14 protein-coding genes are annotated in these 13737 nt (G+C 74.7%); 9 read left to right on the top strand and 5 right to left on the bottom strand.

Annotation, left to right across the window (positions count from 1 at the left end; genetic code table 11):
- Positions 1–74: 74 nt before the first annotated feature.
- Positions 75–254: a hydrophobic protein gene (locus ACFY2B_RS32295; RefSeq protein WP_390766611.1), complete on the bottom strand. Its 180-nt coding sequence runs from the start codon at positions 252–254 to the stop codon at positions 75–77.
- A gap of 42 nt (positions 255–296) precedes the next feature.
- Complete coding sequence (locus ACFY2B_RS32290; RefSeq protein WP_390766610.1) at positions 297–1118, bottom strand: class I SAM-dependent methyltransferase; 822 nt, start codon at positions 1116–1118, stop codon at positions 297–299.
- A gap of 436 nt (positions 1119–1554) precedes the next feature.
- Here ACFY2B_RS32290 and ACFY2B_RS32285 point away from each other — a divergent pair, with 436 nt between their 5' ends.
- The 3 genes from ACFY2B_RS32285 to ACFY2B_RS32275 all read left to right on the top strand — a co-directional run bounded on the left by ACFY2B_RS32285 (position 1555) and on the right by ACFY2B_RS32275 (position 4435).
- Entirely contained in the window at positions 1555–2250 is a 696-nt protein-coding gene (locus tag ACFY2B_RS32285) for a histidine phosphatase family protein (RefSeq protein ID WP_390766609.1), read from the top strand.
- Between the two features lie 193 nt (positions 2251–2443).
- On the top strand, positions 2444–4063 hold the full coding sequence (locus ACFY2B_RS32280) for an ABC-F family ATP-binding cassette domain-containing protein (protein WP_376533194.1): 1620 nt from the start codon (positions 2444–2446) through the stop codon (positions 4061–4063).
- 57 nt (positions 4064–4120) lie between these two features.
- Positions 4121–4435 carry a DUF6158 family protein gene (locus tag ACFY2B_RS32275; RefSeq protein ID WP_390766608.1) on the top strand — a complete coding sequence of 105 codons (315 nt, stop codon included), beginning with the start codon at positions 4121–4123 and terminating at the stop codon, positions 4433–4435.
- A 172-nt stretch (positions 4436–4607) separates the two neighbouring features.
- On the opposite strand, the gene ACFY2B_RS32270 is transcribed toward ACFY2B_RS32275, so the two are convergent.
- Positions 4608–4991 (bottom strand): DUF2795 domain-containing protein, encoded by a 384-nt coding sequence (locus ACFY2B_RS32270; RefSeq protein WP_390766607.1) that lies wholly within the window; start codon positions 4989–4991, stop codon positions 4608–4610.
- Between the two features lie 274 nt (positions 4992–5265).
- On the opposite strand from ACFY2B_RS32270, the gene ACFY2B_RS32265 reads away from it, so the two are divergent.
- From ACFY2B_RS32265 to ACFY2B_RS32255, 3 genes are all read left to right on the top strand, one after another.
- Positions 5266–6231 carry a hypothetical protein gene (locus ACFY2B_RS32265; protein WP_390766606.1) on the top strand — a complete coding sequence of 322 codons (966 nt, stop codon included), beginning with the start codon at positions 5266–5268 and terminating at the stop codon, positions 6229–6231.
- Between the two features lie 159 nt (positions 6232–6390).
- Positions 6391–7638, top strand: a complete 1248-nt coding sequence (locus ACFY2B_RS32260; protein ID WP_390766605.1) for an aminotransferase class I/II-fold pyridoxal phosphate-dependent enzyme — start codon at positions 6391–6393, stop codon at positions 7636–7638.
- The gene (locus ACFY2B_RS32255; protein ID WP_390766604.1) at positions 7635–8714 is read left to right on the top strand and encodes an MBL fold metallo-hydrolase; all 1080 of its coding nucleotides are present in this window, start codon (positions 7635–7637) and stop codon (positions 8712–8714) included. The genes ACFY2B_RS32260 and ACFY2B_RS32255 overlap by 4 nt, the downstream gene beginning before the upstream one ends.
- Before the next feature lie 8 nt (positions 8715–8722).
- Here ACFY2B_RS32255 and ACFY2B_RS32250 read toward each other — a convergent pair whose 3' ends face one another.
- The gene (locus ACFY2B_RS32250) at positions 8723–9373 is read right to left on the bottom strand and encodes a DedA family protein (RefSeq protein WP_390766603.1); all 651 of its coding nucleotides are present in this window, start codon (positions 9371–9373) and stop codon (positions 8723–8725) included.
- Positions 9370–10143, bottom strand: coding sequence for an MBL fold metallo-hydrolase (locus tag ACFY2B_RS32245; RefSeq protein ID WP_390766602.1), 774 nt, complete (start codon positions 10141–10143; stop codon positions 9370–9372). The genes ACFY2B_RS32250 and ACFY2B_RS32245 overlap by 4 nt, the downstream gene beginning before the upstream one ends.
- A gap of 85 nt (positions 10144–10228) precedes the next feature.
- Between ACFY2B_RS32245 and ACFY2B_RS32240 the strand changes: the two genes are divergently transcribed.
- The 3 genes from ACFY2B_RS32240 (at position 10229) to ACFY2B_RS32230 (ending at position 13611) form a co-directional block, all read left to right on the top strand.
- Positions 10229–10630 (top strand): hypothetical protein, encoded by a 402-nt coding sequence (locus tag ACFY2B_RS32240; protein ID WP_390766601.1) that lies wholly within the window; start codon positions 10229–10231, stop codon positions 10628–10630.
- Between the two features lie 146 nt (positions 10631–10776).
- Complete coding sequence (locus ACFY2B_RS32235; RefSeq protein WP_390766600.1) at positions 10777–12933, top strand: phage holin family protein; 2157 nt, start codon at positions 10777–10779, stop codon at positions 12931–12933.
- A gap of 252 nt (positions 12934–13185) precedes the next feature.
- Positions 13186–13611 carry an OsmC family protein gene (locus ACFY2B_RS32230; RefSeq protein ID WP_390766599.1) on the top strand — a complete coding sequence of 142 codons (426 nt, stop codon included), beginning with the start codon at positions 13186–13188 and terminating at the stop codon, positions 13609–13611.
- The last annotated feature ends 126 nt before the right edge of the window (positions 13612–13737 follow it).

Raw genomic sequence — 13737 nt, 5'->3', positions numbered from 1 at the left:
CCGGCCCTTCCGTCTCGCTGCGGCCGGCCGCCGTTCCGCAGGGGGGCGGCCGGCCGAAGGGAACGCGCCGGACGTCACCAACGGTGTTGGCGGCTGTGGTCGCGGCCTTTCGTGTGGAGCAGCAGGCCGCGGACCAGGAGGCCCAGCAGCCAGACGACCAGCAGCGCCAGCGCGAACCACCAGAGCAGTTTCACCAGGAACCCGATGCCGAACAGGATCAGTACCACGAGCAGGATCAGCAGGATGGGAATCATCAGGGGCACCTCCTGCGCGCCGGGTTTCCCGGTAGCCGCGGATCAGGCGTCCTTACGGCACAGGATTTCCCCGTGCAGCACGGCGAACCAGGCGTCCTTGCGCGCACCCCACTCCCGCCAGGCGTCGGCCACGGCGCGCAGCTGCCCGGCCGTCGCGTGGCCGCCCTGGACGGCCCGCTCGGCGTACGAGGAGGCCACGGTCCGCTCCGCCCACAGCCCGCTCCACCACGCCCGCTCCTCGGGCGCGGCGAACGTCCAGGTCCCGGAGCCGGCCGTGATGTCCCGCAGCCCCGCGGCCAGCGCCCAGGACTTCAGGCGCCGCCCGGCGTCCGGCTCGCCGCCGTTGGCACGGGCCACCCGCCGGTACAGGTCCAGCCAGTCGTCCAGGCCGGGCAGTTCCGGGTACCAGGTCATCGCCGCGTAGTCCGAGTCGCGGACGGCGATGAAGCCGCCGGGAGCGGTCACCCGGTGCATCTCGCGCAGCGCCTGCACCGGATCGCCGACGTGCTGGAGCACCTGGTGGGCGTGGACCACGCAGAACGTGTCGTCCGGATAGTCCAGGGCGTGGACGTCGGCGACCGCGAAGTCGACGTTGGCCAGCCCGCGTTCGGCGGCTGTGGCCCGGGCCTGCTCCAGGACGCCGGGTGCCTGGTCGACGCCGGTGACCCGCCCGTCCGGGACCAGCGCCGCCAGGTCGGCGGTGATCGTCCCCGGACCGCAGCCGATGTCCAGGATCTTCATGTGGGGCTTGATCGAACCGAGCAGATACGCCGCGGAGTTGGCCGCGGTCCGCCAGATGTGCGACCGCAGCACCGACTCGTGGTGCCCGTGGGTGTAGACGGCGGTCTCCCGCGGTTTCGGCATGGTTCTACCCCTTCGCGTCGTCGCTCCGTACCAGTCCGCCGGGGCCCGCGGCCCCGGTCTGCGGCACGCCTCACCGTACGCGCGCCAACCGAATGATGAGACCGGTGTTTCAGGATATGGACGAACGGTGGGTGGCCCGGCGGGTGGTGGCCGGGCAGGTGGTGGCCGCGCGGGTGGTCCGGTCCGCGCGCAGCGGCCGGGGGACGGCCGGCGCCCGGGGCGGTGACCGGGCCGCGCTTCAGCCGTCGTGCCGGCGGGACCGGGTGCGGCGGCAGAGGTCGAGCAGCCACGCCCGCACCGCGTACCGGTGGCCCGGAGACAACCCCCGGAGACAACGGGGAGGACACCTGGGCCCATGGGGCGACGGGTACCCTGGACCGGTCGTCCCCCGCCCCCGGGCGGAGCGGTCGAGCGGGAGGAACTGAGAGGAACCGGTATGCGTCTGCTCCTGGTCAGGCACGGCCAGACCCCCTCCAACGTCGGGGGACTGCTCGACACCGCGGTACCGGGACCGGGTCTGACCCCTCTCGGGCAGCGGCAGGCCGCCGCCCTGCCGCTGGCGCTCGCCGACGAGGACATCGAGGCCGTGTACGTCTCCACCCTGGTCCGCACCCAGTTGACGGCCGCCCCGCTGGCCGCGGCCCGCGGCCTGGACGTCCGGATCCGGGACGGCGTCCGCGAGCTGTCCGCGGGCGACCTGGAGATGCTCCCCGGCGACACCGAACCGGGCCTCGCGTACATGAGGACGGTGTTCGCGTGGGCGGGCGGTGACACGGCGCTGCGCATGCCCGGCGCGGAGACCGGCGCCGAGACGCTGGCCCGGTTCGACGCGGTGGTCGCGGAGGCCGCCGAGGCCGTCGCCGGGACGGCCGTGGTCGTCAGCCACGGCGCCGCGATCCGCATGTGGACGGCGGCCCGGGCACACAACGTCGACGTCCCGTTCGTCGCCGGCCATCCGCTGGAGAACACCGGTGTGGTCGTCCTGGAGGGCTCCCCGGCCGACGGCTGGAAGGTGCTGTCCTGGGAGGGCGCGGCACTGGCGCCGGCCGGGGCCAGCGGCCCGACCGGCGAGCCGCAGCCCGTGCGGCCCAGGACCGCGGAGCCCGGTGCGGACGGCCCCCCGACGCGCTGACGAGCCCGACGAGCCGGCCGGCGGGAGCGGCGTCCGTCCGGCCGGTCGCGGCTGGACAGTCTGCCGGGACACGTACGGGCGTCCCGCCGGGACAGGCCGGGACGGTCGGCCGGAACGTGGCTGGACATCCCGCCCGGACACGGCCGGATAAGCGTTTGCCGCAAACAGGTGGTGGCCCGCAGAATTCCTCACCATGGGACATCTGGAAGCCGCGCACCTGGAGTACTACCTCCCCGACGGGAGGGCGCTGCTCGGCGATGTCTCCTTCCGGGTCGGCGAGGGCGCCGCAGTCGCCCTGGTCGGCCCCAACGGCGCGGGCAAGACCACCCTGCTCCGGCTGATCTCCGGGGAGCTGAAGCCGCACGCCGGCACGGTCACGGTCTCCGGCGGCCTGGGCGTGATGCGCCAGTTCGTGGGATCCGTACGGGACGAGACGACCGTGCGCGACCTGCTGGTGTCCGTCGCCCCGCCGCGCATCCGCGAGGCCGCGCGCGCGGTCGACCGGGCCGAGCACGCCCTCATGACCGTCGACGACGAGGCCGCGCAGATCCAGTACGCGCAGGCCCTCGCCGACTGGGCGGAGGCGCGCGGCTACGAGGCCGAGACCCTGTGGGACATGTGCACCACGGCCGCCCTCGGCGTGCCCTACGAACGTGCCCAGTGGCGGCAGGTGCGCACCCTCTCCGGCGGTGAGCAGAAACGGCTCGTGCTGGAGGCGCTGCTGCGCGGCACCGACGAGGTGCTGCTGCTCGACGAGCCGGACAACTACCTCGACGTGCCCGGCAAGCGCTGGCTGGAGGAACGGCTGCGGGAGACCGGCAAGACGGTGCTGTTCGTCTCGCACGACCGTGAACTCCTCGCCCGCGCCGCGGAGAAGATCGTCTCCGTCGAGCCCTCTCCCGCGGGCGCCGACGCCTGGGTGCACGGCGGTGGCTTCACCACCTACCACGAGGCCCGGCGCGAACGCTTCGCCCGCTTCGAGGAACTGCGCCGGCGCTGGGACGAGAAGCACGCGCAGCTGAAGAAGCTGGTGCTGAGCCTGCGTCAGGCGGCCACCAAGAGCCACGAGCTGGCCTCCCGCTACCAGGCCGCCCAGACCCGGCTGCGGAAGTTCGAGGAGGCCGGACCGCCGCCCGAGCCGCCGCGCGAGCAGGACATCCGGATGCGGCTGAAGGGCGGCCGCACCGGCGTACGGGCGGTGACCTGCGTGGGCCTTGAGCTGACCGGCCTGATGAAACCCTTCGACCTGGAGGTCTTCTACGGCGAACGGGTCGCCGTGCTCGGCTCCAACGGCTCCGGCAAGTCGCACTTCCTGCGGCTGCTCGCCGGTGACGAGGTGGCGCACACGGGGGAGTGGAAGCTGGGCGCGCGGGTCGTCCCCGGCCACTTCGCGCAGACCCACGCGCACCCCGAGCTGGCCGGCCGCACCCTGCTGGACATCCTGTGGAAGGACCACGCCCAGGACCGGGGCGCCGCCATGTCCCGGCTGCGCCGCTACGAGCTGACGAACCAGGCCGAGCAGCCCTTCGACCGGCTCTCCGGCGGCCAGCAGGCCCGCTTCCAGATCCTCCTGCTGGAGCTGGCGGGCGCCACCGCCCTGCTGCTCGACGAGCCCACCGACAACCTCGACCTGGAGTCCGCGGAGGCGCTCCAGGAGGGCCTTGAGGTCTTCGAGGGGACCGTCCTCGCGGTCACCCATGACCGCTGGTTCGCCCGCTCCTTCGACCGCTACCTGGTCTTCGGCAGCGACGGCCGGGTACGCGAGACCGCTGAGCCGGTCTGGGACGAGCGCCGGGTGGAGCGGGCGCGCTAGCGGCCCGGCCGGATGTTCGTACAGTGGATTCCAGGGACCAGTGGGTTCCAGGGACCAATGGATCTCATTGACCAGCGGATTCAGGAACGTGAGACACGACGAGCGGGGCACACCATGACCGGAGTCGACCCGGACCGTCTCGACGACCAGCAGCTCATGAAGGAACTGGAGACGATCCACCGCACGCGTCACGACACGCTGCTGTACGGATCGAACGACGCGTTGCGCGCCCACAACGAGCGCATGGCGCAGCTGGAGGGCGAGTACCTGCGCCGCAACCCGCGCCGTCCCGTCGCCGCGGGCCGTACCCGTGAGGGCGCGCGTGAGCGGCGCTGCGGGGGCGCGGTGACCCCCGACGTCACCGCCACCTGAGGCGGTGCCGCACCGTCCGGGCCGGAACCGCGGACCGGAGCGCCCGGCCCCGCCGCGCGGACCGCGGCACGCCGCCCGTCCGGAGCGCGCCGCCCGCGCGCACGTCCGTCCCAAGTACCGTCCGTCCCGCGGACGTCGGTGCCCGGACCCGGCCGGGTCCGGTCGGACGCGGTCAGCGCCGCCGCGCGGTCATCGCCTCGGCCAGCTCCTGCACGCTGCCGTAGCGGGCCGACCGCGGCAGCCGCCGTACCGCCTCGATCAGGTCGTCGTGCGCGCGCCCGTGGCGCAGGGCGTTCGACAGCTCGCCCGGACCGGCCGGGAAGAGACGGCGGCCCAGGAGCCGGGCCAGCTCCAGCCGCACCGACTCCAGGGACGTCCCGGTCGCGTTCCCCGGCCGCACCGGGCCGCGCCAGATCTCCGGGTCGTCCTCCGCGGGGGGTTCCGGGTCGTACCACTCCTCGGTCCGGGTGGGGTGTCCGGACCTGAGCAGATCCTTCAGTTCGTGTTTCATCTCGTCGTCCCGGTGCACGCTGAGCCGGTCACTGCCTCGCTGCATGTCTCCCTCCACATCTTTCACGGGTTGTTCACCGCGTACCCGGGGACGGGCGGCCGACACACGGTTTCGGCAGCGGGCGGCCGGCCGCCGCGGCGCCGAAAGGGCCGGTCGGCCGAGGTCACCCGCCCGGCGGTTCGCGTCCCGCTAATGGGGTCCGGCCGCGCGCGGGGTGCGGCCCGGCGGGCTGTGATGGCAGCGGAGGGCATGACCGCCGTGCCCCCGCCGGGACACGGCCACCGTGCTCCCGCGGCCGCCGCTGCCAAGGAGTCCGCTCATGCGCCGCACCGCCCGTGCCCTCGCCGTGGCCGCCCTGACCGGCGTCGTCGTGGGCACCGCCTCGGCCGGGTCCGCGGCTCCCGCGGCCGGTCGCGTCCGGCCCGACGGCACGGCCGCCGCGTCCCTGCCGTGCCCCGCCGCCACCGGCGGCGCCGCTCCGGACGCCGTCGCCACCCCCGACATCCTGACCGGTACGCGGGTCACGGCGGGCGGGCTGCTCGGCGAGGACCGTGCGGCGGCCGACGGCGACTGCGCCCGTGGGACCGGCACGCCGGGGCGGACCCCGGGTACGGCGGCCTCCGGTGTGCCCCGGGAAGGCGCGGGCCGGCTCGACGACACCGGGACGGCCACCGGCAGGGACGGGATCACGGGCAGGGAGGGCACCGGCGCGGACGGGATTACCGGCGGGGACGGGATTACTGGCGGGGACGGGATTACCGGCGGGACTGGGACCGGGATCCCCGATCCCGGTCTTCCCGGGACAGGGCTCGCCGGGACCGGGATCCCTGATCCGGGCCTTCCCGGGACAGGGCTCGCCGGATCGGGGATCCCCGATCCGGCGCGGTCGGGCGCGCGCGACTCCGGCGCCCCGTACACGGACCCGTACGGCACGGGCGCCCCGGACACGGGCAGGCACGACCCGGACCCGCAGCAGGGCACCACGCACGCGCCCGGCACCGGCCGGTACGAGGACGGCACACAGGACGGCACACAGGCCGCCCAGGAGGGCGGCACGCACGCGTGCGGACCCGCGGAGCAGTGCGGCGACGGGCGTACCTGCGACGAACCGCGGGCAGGCGCCTCCTGCGAACCGGCCGACGGCCGGCGCGGCGCGAACGCCGGGGCGGGCGGCGCCTTCAACGAGTCGGTCCCGGCGCTGGTCGCCGGTGGCGTACTGATCGCGGGCGCGTTCGGTGCCGCCGTGCACCGGCTGTGGCGCCGGCAGCCGGACACGGACGGCTGACACCGTACGGGACCGGACCCCGGACACGGACGCGGGACGACGGTACACGTGACCGGACACGGACACGGACGACGACGGGGCATGTGCACGAGGCGCGCGAGGCACGGACCGGACCGTACGGGGACAGGACACGGCACCACGGACTGCGCGGAGGCGGAGATGCGGCGGACGGACCCCGAGGGCCACGGTCCCGTCCGGTACGGTCCGTCCCTGCCGGACGACGGGCTGCCCGTCCTGCCGGAGCTGGCCGAGGTGCTCGCCGCGCACGCCCGGCACGCCGGGGGAGAACCGGTGGGCGGCGCACCCATGCTCCTCGACGCGGCCGCCGGCTACTGGGCACGGCGCGGCCTGCCGAGCGGTCCCGACCGGGTGGCCGCCGGACCCGGCGCGCCCTCCCTGGTCCACGCGCTGACCGCCGCGCTCGGCGGTGACGTGCTGGTGCCGCGGCCCTGCGCCGCCTGGTGGGTGCCGTACGCACGCCTGCTGGGACGGCCCGTGTTCCACGTGGCGACCCCGGCCGAGTGCGGCGGCGTCCCGGACTCGGCCGCCCTGCTGGAGACGGTGCGCCGGGTACGGGCGGAGGGAGGGGATCCACGGCTGCTCGTGCTCTCCGTGGCCGACGACCCGACCGGTACCGTCGCCCCACCCGAACTGGTGCACGAGGCCGTCGAGGCGGCCGAGGGCGAGGGACTGCACCTGATCAGCGACGAGACCTGGCGTGACACCGTGCACGCCCCACGCGAGACCGTACTGCTCAGCCCGGCCGAGATGGTGCCGGACCGGGTCACCGTCGTCACCGACCTGGCGGGCGCCGTGCTGCCGCCCGGCTGGCCCGCCGCCGTCGCCCGCTTCCCGCAGGGCCCGGCCGGGCAGGGGCTCCACGCGCGCGTGCTCGACGTGCTCACCGCGCTGGGCGCCGCCGTCGCGGGCCCGGTCGCAGCCGCCGCCGCGTACGCGCTCGGCGAACCCGAGCCCTTCGCCGTACGCCGCGCCGCCACCGTACGCCTGCACGCGCGCGTGGCCGCCGCTGCGCACGCCGTCGTGGTCGCGGCGGGCGCCCTGGCCCGCCCGCCGCAGGCCGGACGCCACCTGTACGCCGATCTCGGTCCGCTGCGCGCCGCGCTGGTCGCGCAAGGGGTCGGCGACGCCCAGGAGTTGGAGGACCTCCTCACCGCCCGGCTCGGCATGCCCGCGCCCGGCGGCCACCGCTTCGGCGACGACCTCGGGGCGCTGCGGGTGCGGCTGGCCACCGGGCCGCTGCTGGACGGCACGGACGAGGAACGCACGGAATGCCTCACGTCACCCTCACCGTTGGAACTGCCACACGTGCAACGCGCGTTGATCTCCTTGAGGTCGGTCTTCGACGATCTCCGCGACGACGCTCAGCGATGGGAGCCTCCTCGATGACGCAGCAGACGCCGCAGTCCGGGTCGACCACCACGGCCACCACGACCACCACGCCGACCGGAAGAGCCGGCGCGACCGGCGTCCCGGCTGCCGTCGCACCCCCGTTCCCGCCGCTCGCCGAACCCCGCACGCTGGGCGAACACCGTTTCTGGCCACGGGCCTTCCACGACCGGCTCACCTCGCCCCTGCCCGGTCTCAAGTCCCTCGCCCGCTTCGCCCGCGAGGGTTCCGTACGGCCCTCGCCCGAGGGCCTGGCCGACATCCCGCGGCTGCCCTACGAACCCGCCCCGCTGCCCCGGGTCGACGCCCGCACCGTCGCCGTCAGCTGGGCGGGCCACGCCAGTTGGGTCGTGCGGATCGGCGGCCTGACGGTCCTCACCGACCCGGTCTGGTCCCGCCGCATCCTCGGCACCCCGGCCCGCATCACCCCGGTGGGCGTCGCCTGGAGCGCACTGCCGCGGGTGGACGCCGTCGTGATCAGCCACAACCACTACGACCACCTGGACGCCCCGACGCTGCGCCGGCTCCCGCGCGACACGCCGGTGTTCGTACCCGCGGGCCTCGGCCGCTGGTTCCGGCGGCGCCGGTTCACCACCGTGACCGAGCTGGACTGGTGGGAGGCGGCCGAACTGTCCGGTGTCCGCTTCGACTTCGTGCCCGCCCACCACTGGTCCAAGCGCAGACTCACCGACACCTGCCGCAGCCTGTGGGGCGGCTGGGTGTTCACCGACCCGGAGGGACAGCGGGTCTACTTCGCGGGTGACACCGGTTACGGCCACTGGTTCCCCCGGATCGGCCGCCGCTACCCGGGCATCGACCTCGCGCTGCTCCCCATCGGCGCCTACGACCCGCGCTGGTGGCTCAGCGACGTGCACTGCGACCCGGAGGAGGCGGTGCGCGCGGTCCGGGACCTGGGCGCCCGCCGGATGGCGCCCATGCACTGGGGCACCTTCGTCCTCTCCGCCGAGCCCGTCCTCGAACCGCTCATCCGGGTACGGGCCGAGTGGCGGAGAGCGGGCCTGGACCGCGCGGACCTGTGGGACCTGCCGGTGGGCGGCTCACGGGTGCTCGGCTGACACCGGGTTCACACGGGTCCGTGGGTGTCCGTCCGGGGCCGGGCCGTCCCGCGCATCCGGCGCCACACGCCCGGCGCCCCGCTGATCACCACAGTCAGCACGACCGCCGCGACCACCCCCTGCCACGGCTCGTCGAACAGCGAACCGCCCAGGATGCCGACCAACTGGTACGTCACCGCCCAGGCCAGACAGGCCGGCAGGTTGCCGCGGGCGAAGCGGCGCAGCGGCCACTCGGCCATCAGGCAGGCCAGCATCACCGGTATGCGGCCGGCCGGGACCAGCCGGGACAGCACGAGCACCGCCACCCCGTGGTCGGCCAGCTTCTGCTGCGCCTGGGTCAGCCGGTCCTCGGGGGCCCGTGCCCGGATCGCCTCCAGCCAGCGCGAGCCGTTCCTCGACCCCATCCCGCGCCGACCCAGCCAGTACAGCGCCACGTCCCCGAGGAACGCGGCCAGCGAGGCCGTCGCGAACACCAGCGCCAGTGCGAACGGGGCCGTCTGGTGGAAGGCGACCACCGCCGCCGAACTCACCAGCGCCCCGGTCGGCACCACCGGCACCAGCGCCCCGATCAGCACCAGCAGGAACAGCGTCGGATACCCGATCGCCTGCTGGGTGGCCTCGGGCGGCGTGGTGGTCGTTGCGGCCGCGAGCCAGCTCACCTCGCGACCTCCAGCCGTACGCCCTCTCCGTGCCCGAGCTTGTGCACCGCCACCTGGGGCGCGGCCTCCGCAGCGAGGCGCACGAACTCATCGCCCGGCGCATGGAACTCATGGGGGCGCACGGCGTCCATCCCGATGGGCCAGTACGTGCCGTAGTGCACCGGTACCGCGCTGTGCGGCGCGAGCCCGGCCAGCGCCCGCGCGGCCCGTCCCGCGTCCAGATGCCCCTCACCGAGGTGCGGGCCCCAGCCGCCCACCGGCAGCAGGGCCAGGTCCACCGGCCCGACCTCCGCGGCCATCGAGTCGAACAGCCCGGTGTCGCCGGCGAAATAGGTGCGTGCCTGGCCGTCGACGACGTACCCCAGCGCGGGGGAGCGGTGCGGGCCGACCGGCAGCCGACGCCCGTCGTGCAGCGCGTGCACCACGCGGACGACCAGGTCACCGACCTCGATCCGGTCACCGGGGGACACCTCGGTGACCCGCAGCCCGTCGAGCCGGCGCAGTCCGGGCACCGCCCGTGGTGCGCCCCGGGGCACGAGCAGGCGCGTGCCCCGGGCGAGCCGGGCCAGCGAGGGCAGGTGCAGGTGGTCGGCGTGCAGGTGGGAGACGAGCACCAGGTCCGCGCGGTGGGCGTCCGGCGGCGGCAGCGCGCCCCGGCGGCGGCGCAGATGCGCGAGCCGTCGTACGAACAGAGGATCGGTCAGCACACGTATGTTCGAATCCTCGATCGTGCAGGTCGCGTGACCCCACCAGGTGACCTCCACCGGCACCTTCTTCGCCTCCTTCGCGCGACTCCCCCGAAGCCTACGGGCAGGAGTAGGGTCGGCGGCGAAACCCGGAGGTGAGGGGGGCTCCATGGGACCGGTTCGGGTCACGGCGATCGCGAGTCTGACGCCGCTCGAGGAACTGGAGGAGGATCCCTTCCTGGTGGATTCCCGCAGTCAGCACGCGATGTGCGCGCACTGGGCCGCCGAGCGTGGCTACGTCGTCGCCCGCGAGCTGCTGGTGCGGGGGCTCAGGACCGACCACGGAGTGCTGTGGGACGGGGTGCGGCCCGGCGTGGACGTCTTCGTGGCACCGAGCCGCCGGGTCCTGGAGAGCGCCTTGTCCTCGGTGGAGCAGTTCACCGCGGAGTGCGCGCGGCGCGGGGTGCGCGTCGAGACCGTCGGCCGGGCCGAGCCGTGCTACGACGCCCAGATGAAGGCCCGGGTGCACCGCCGGCTCTCCATGCCCACCGCCGGGTACGACGGCAGGTAGCGGAGCACCGGGGCGGCAGCCGGGGCACGGGGGCGGCAAGCCGGAGCACCGGGCGGCACCGGCCCGACGCCGCCCGTCCGGCCGTATGACAAGGTGGGCGGACAGGTCCGCGGCGGCGACGGGCCGGAACGTGAGGGGTGCGGGGCGTGCGTGGCGGGCGGTGGCGGCGAATACTCAGCCAGGTCGGGCGGAGCGTCACGGTGTGGGCGGTCTCCACGCTCACCATGCTGGTGCTCGCCGCGATCCTGCCCGACTTCCAGCTCCAGTCCGCCGACGGCGACAGCGCCACCCGCATCGCCGTCACCGCCGCGCTCGGCGCGGGCGCCTTCGGTGTGCTGTCGGCCGTGGTCTGGCCCGTCCTCGTGCGGCTGCTGCTGCTCGTGCCCGCGCTCGTCCTCGGGCTGCTCGTCTTCTTCCTCAACGGCTCGCTGCTGCTGCTCGCGCTGCGCATCAACCCCACCGGCCGGGGCGCCGTGGCCCCCGAGACCGCCGTCATCGTGGCCGCCGTGATGTCCGCCGTCGCCTCCGCCACCAGCGCCGCCCTGGTCGTCCGGGACGACGAGGCGTACCGGCGCCGGCTGCACCGGCTCGCCGACCGGCGTGGCCGCTTCCGCCCGCCGTGCCCGGTGACCCCCGGCACCGTCTTCATCCAACTCGACGGCGTCGGCCACGAGGTGCTCACCGGAGCCGTCGCCCAGGGGCTCATGCCGACCGCGGCCCGCTGGCTCGGCACGGGCGACGGACGGCGCCCCAGCCACCGGCTGACCCCCTGGCGCACCGACTGGTCCAGCCAGACGGGCGCCAGCCAGCTCGGCATCCTGCACGGCAGCACCTTCGACGTACCCGCCTTCCGCTGGTACGAGAAGGAGCACCGCGAGGTGATGGTCTGCAACCGCCCGGCCAGCGCCGCCGAACTCCAGCGCCGCGCCGTCGTCCGCACCGGCGACGGCGGACTGCTCGGCGCGGACGGCGCGAGCCGCGGCAATCTGTTCAGCGGCGGGGCCGACGAGCAGGCCCTCGTGCTGTCCATCGCCGCCCGCCGCCGCGGCCGCGAGAACCGCTCCCGGTCCGGCTACTTCGCCTACTTCTCCGACCCCGCCAACGCCGTCCGCACCGCCCTGTCCTTCTTCGCCGAGGTCGGCCGTGAGATCTTCCAGTCCACCCGGGCCCGGATTGGGAAGCAGCGGCCGCGGGTGGGGCGCGGCGGCCTCTACCCGCTGGTACGCGCCTTCGCCACCGTGGTCGAACGGGACGTGGTGGTCGCCGCGGTGGTCGGCGACATGCTCGTCGGCCGCACCGCCGTCTACGCCGACCTGGTCGCCTACGACGAGGTGGCCCACCACTCCGGTCCGCACAGCCAGGACGCCGCGCTGGTGCTGCGGCGGCTGGACCGCTCGCTCGCGCTGATCGAGAAGGTCGCCGAGCACACCCCGCGGCCCTACCGGATCGTCGTCCTCTCCGACCACGGGCAGAGCCCCGGCGAGACCTTCCACGCCCGCTACGGCCTCACCCTCGGCGACCTGGTCCGGGCCGGCAGCGGGCTGCCCGTGCCGCGCCGCGCCGAAGGGACCCGCAGCGGTACGGAGGCACGCGCCGCCGTACGCGCAGCCCTGCGCAGGCCGGTCGAGGAGGGCAGTGAACAGCGCCGTCCCGTGCGCCGCCGCTCCGAGCCGATCGTCCTCGCCTCCGGCAACCTCGGCCTGGTCTCCTTCCCGGACGTGCCGCACCGCATGACCAAGGAGGAGATCGACGCCCGCCACCCCGCCCTGCTCGGCACGCTCGCCAACCACCCCGGCATCGGCTTCCTGCTGGTGCGCAGCGCGGAGCACGGCGGGGTGGTCCTGGGCGCGTACGGCGCCGAGATCCCGCTCGACCGGCTCGCCGACGAGCCCGGCCCGCTCGACCGGTTCGGGCCCGGTGCCGCCGACGCCGTGCGCCGTACCCATTCCTTCCCGCACGCCGCCGACATCATGGTCAACTCCGCGTACGAGCCGGACGACGGCGAAGTCCTCGCCTTCGAGGAGCAGATCGGCTCGCACGGCGGGCTGGGCGGCGCCCAGGCCCGGCCGTTCCTGCTGTCACCCGTCGAACTGTCCGCGCCGGCCGCCGACGGCCGGCCCCTGGTCGGTGCCGAACAGGTCCACCGTGTCCTGCGCCGCTGGCTGAGTGAGTCCAACGGACCCCAGGTGCCCCTGCCCATGGACACCGGCACGGCCGCGAGCACGGAGCGGGCCACGGGTACGGAGCGGGACGCGGGTACGGAGACGGTCCCGGACTCGGACGCGGACAGCCAGGCGGCCTGAACACCGCTGGTGCGCCGGGGAAGAGGAGAGCGCCGGCTGCACCTGCGGTGTGGCTCTCGGCACCCCGGTCGAGGGACCGGGTGCCGCTCGGCGCCGTACGAGCCGGGTACCCGCCGACCGTCGTGGTGGCGGGCAAGGCCCGGTCTTCAAGGTGCGGTGAGCGCGGATGTGATCGGATGGGGCCGGTACTCTCCCCGGCCCGTGCCGGGAAGGGGGCGCCCCGCACCGGGACCACACGCGAAAGGAACAACCGTGGCTACCACGCGCACCGCACACACGGTCTGGGAAGGCAACCTGCTTGAGGGCAACGGAGTCGTCACCTTCGACTCCTCCGGCATCGGCGAGCAGCCGGTGTCGTGGCCGTCGCGTGCCGAGCAGGCGAACGGCAAGACCAGCCCGGAGGAGCTGATCGCCGCCGCCCACTCCAGCTGCTTCTCCATGGCCCTGTCGAACGGCCTGACCAAGGCGGGCACCCCGCCCACCAAGCTCGTCACCTCGGCCGACGTGACCTTCCAGCCGGGTCAGGGCATCACCGGCATCCAGCTGAGCGTCGAGGGCACCGTCCCGGGTCTGGACAACGACGCCTTCGTCGCCGCCGCCGAGGACGCCAAGAAGAACTGCCCGGTCAGCCAGGCCCTGGCCGGCACGACCATCACGCTGTCGGCGAAGCTCGCCTGACACCGGTCCGTTCCACGGTGCCGCGCCCCCAGGGGGGTGCGGCACCGCCCTTTCGGGGTACTCGGCATTGACAACGGCGCACTCAAGTTTTGTGCTGGATGGGGGCACGCCCGGGCGGAAGGGGAC

Source organism: Streptomyces sp. NPDC001270 (genome assembly GCF_042896695.1).
Taxonomy (GTDB): Bacteria; Actinomycetota; Actinomycetes; order Streptomycetales; family Streptomycetaceae; genus Streptomyces.
The sequence above is the reverse complement of the archived record's forward strand: the minus strand, read 5'-3'. Positions and strand labels throughout refer to the sequence as shown.

Coding starts and splice junctions, on each gene's coding strand:
- ACFY2B_RS32295 (WP_390766611.1), bottom strand. CDS start 254: ATGATTCCCATCCTGCTGATCCTGCTCGTGGTACTGATCCTGTTCGGC.
- ACFY2B_RS32290 (WP_390766610.1), bottom strand. CDS start 1,118: ATGCCGAAACCGCGGGAGACCGCCGTCTACACCCACGGGCACCACGAG.
- ACFY2B_RS32285 (WP_390766609.1), top strand. CDS start 1,555: ATGCGTCTGCTCCTGGTCAGGCACGGCCAGACCCCCTCCAACGTCGGG.
- ACFY2B_RS32280 (WP_376533194.1), top strand. CDS start 2,444: ATGGGACATCTGGAAGCCGCGCACCTGGAGTACTACCTCCCCGACGGG.
- ACFY2B_RS32275 (WP_390766608.1), top strand. CDS start 4,121: ATGGATCTCATTGACCAGCGGATTCAGGAACGTGAGACACGACGAGCG.
- ACFY2B_RS32270 (WP_390766607.1), bottom strand. CDS start 4,991: ATGCAGCGAGGCAGTGACCGGCTCAGCGTGCACCGGGACGACGAGATG.
- ACFY2B_RS32265 (WP_390766606.1), top strand. CDS start 5,266: ATGCGCCGCACCGCCCGTGCCCTCGCCGTGGCCGCCCTGACCGGCGTC.
- ACFY2B_RS32260 (WP_390766605.1), top strand. CDS start 6,391: ATGCGGCGGACGGACCCCGAGGGCCACGGTCCCGTCCGGTACGGTCCG.
- ACFY2B_RS32255 (WP_390766604.1), top strand. CDS start 7,635: ATGACGCAGCAGACGCCGCAGTCCGGGTCGACCACCACGGCCACCACG.
- ACFY2B_RS32240 (WP_390766601.1), top strand. CDS start 10,229: ATGGGACCGGTTCGGGTCACGGCGATCGCGAGTCTGACGCCGCTCGAG.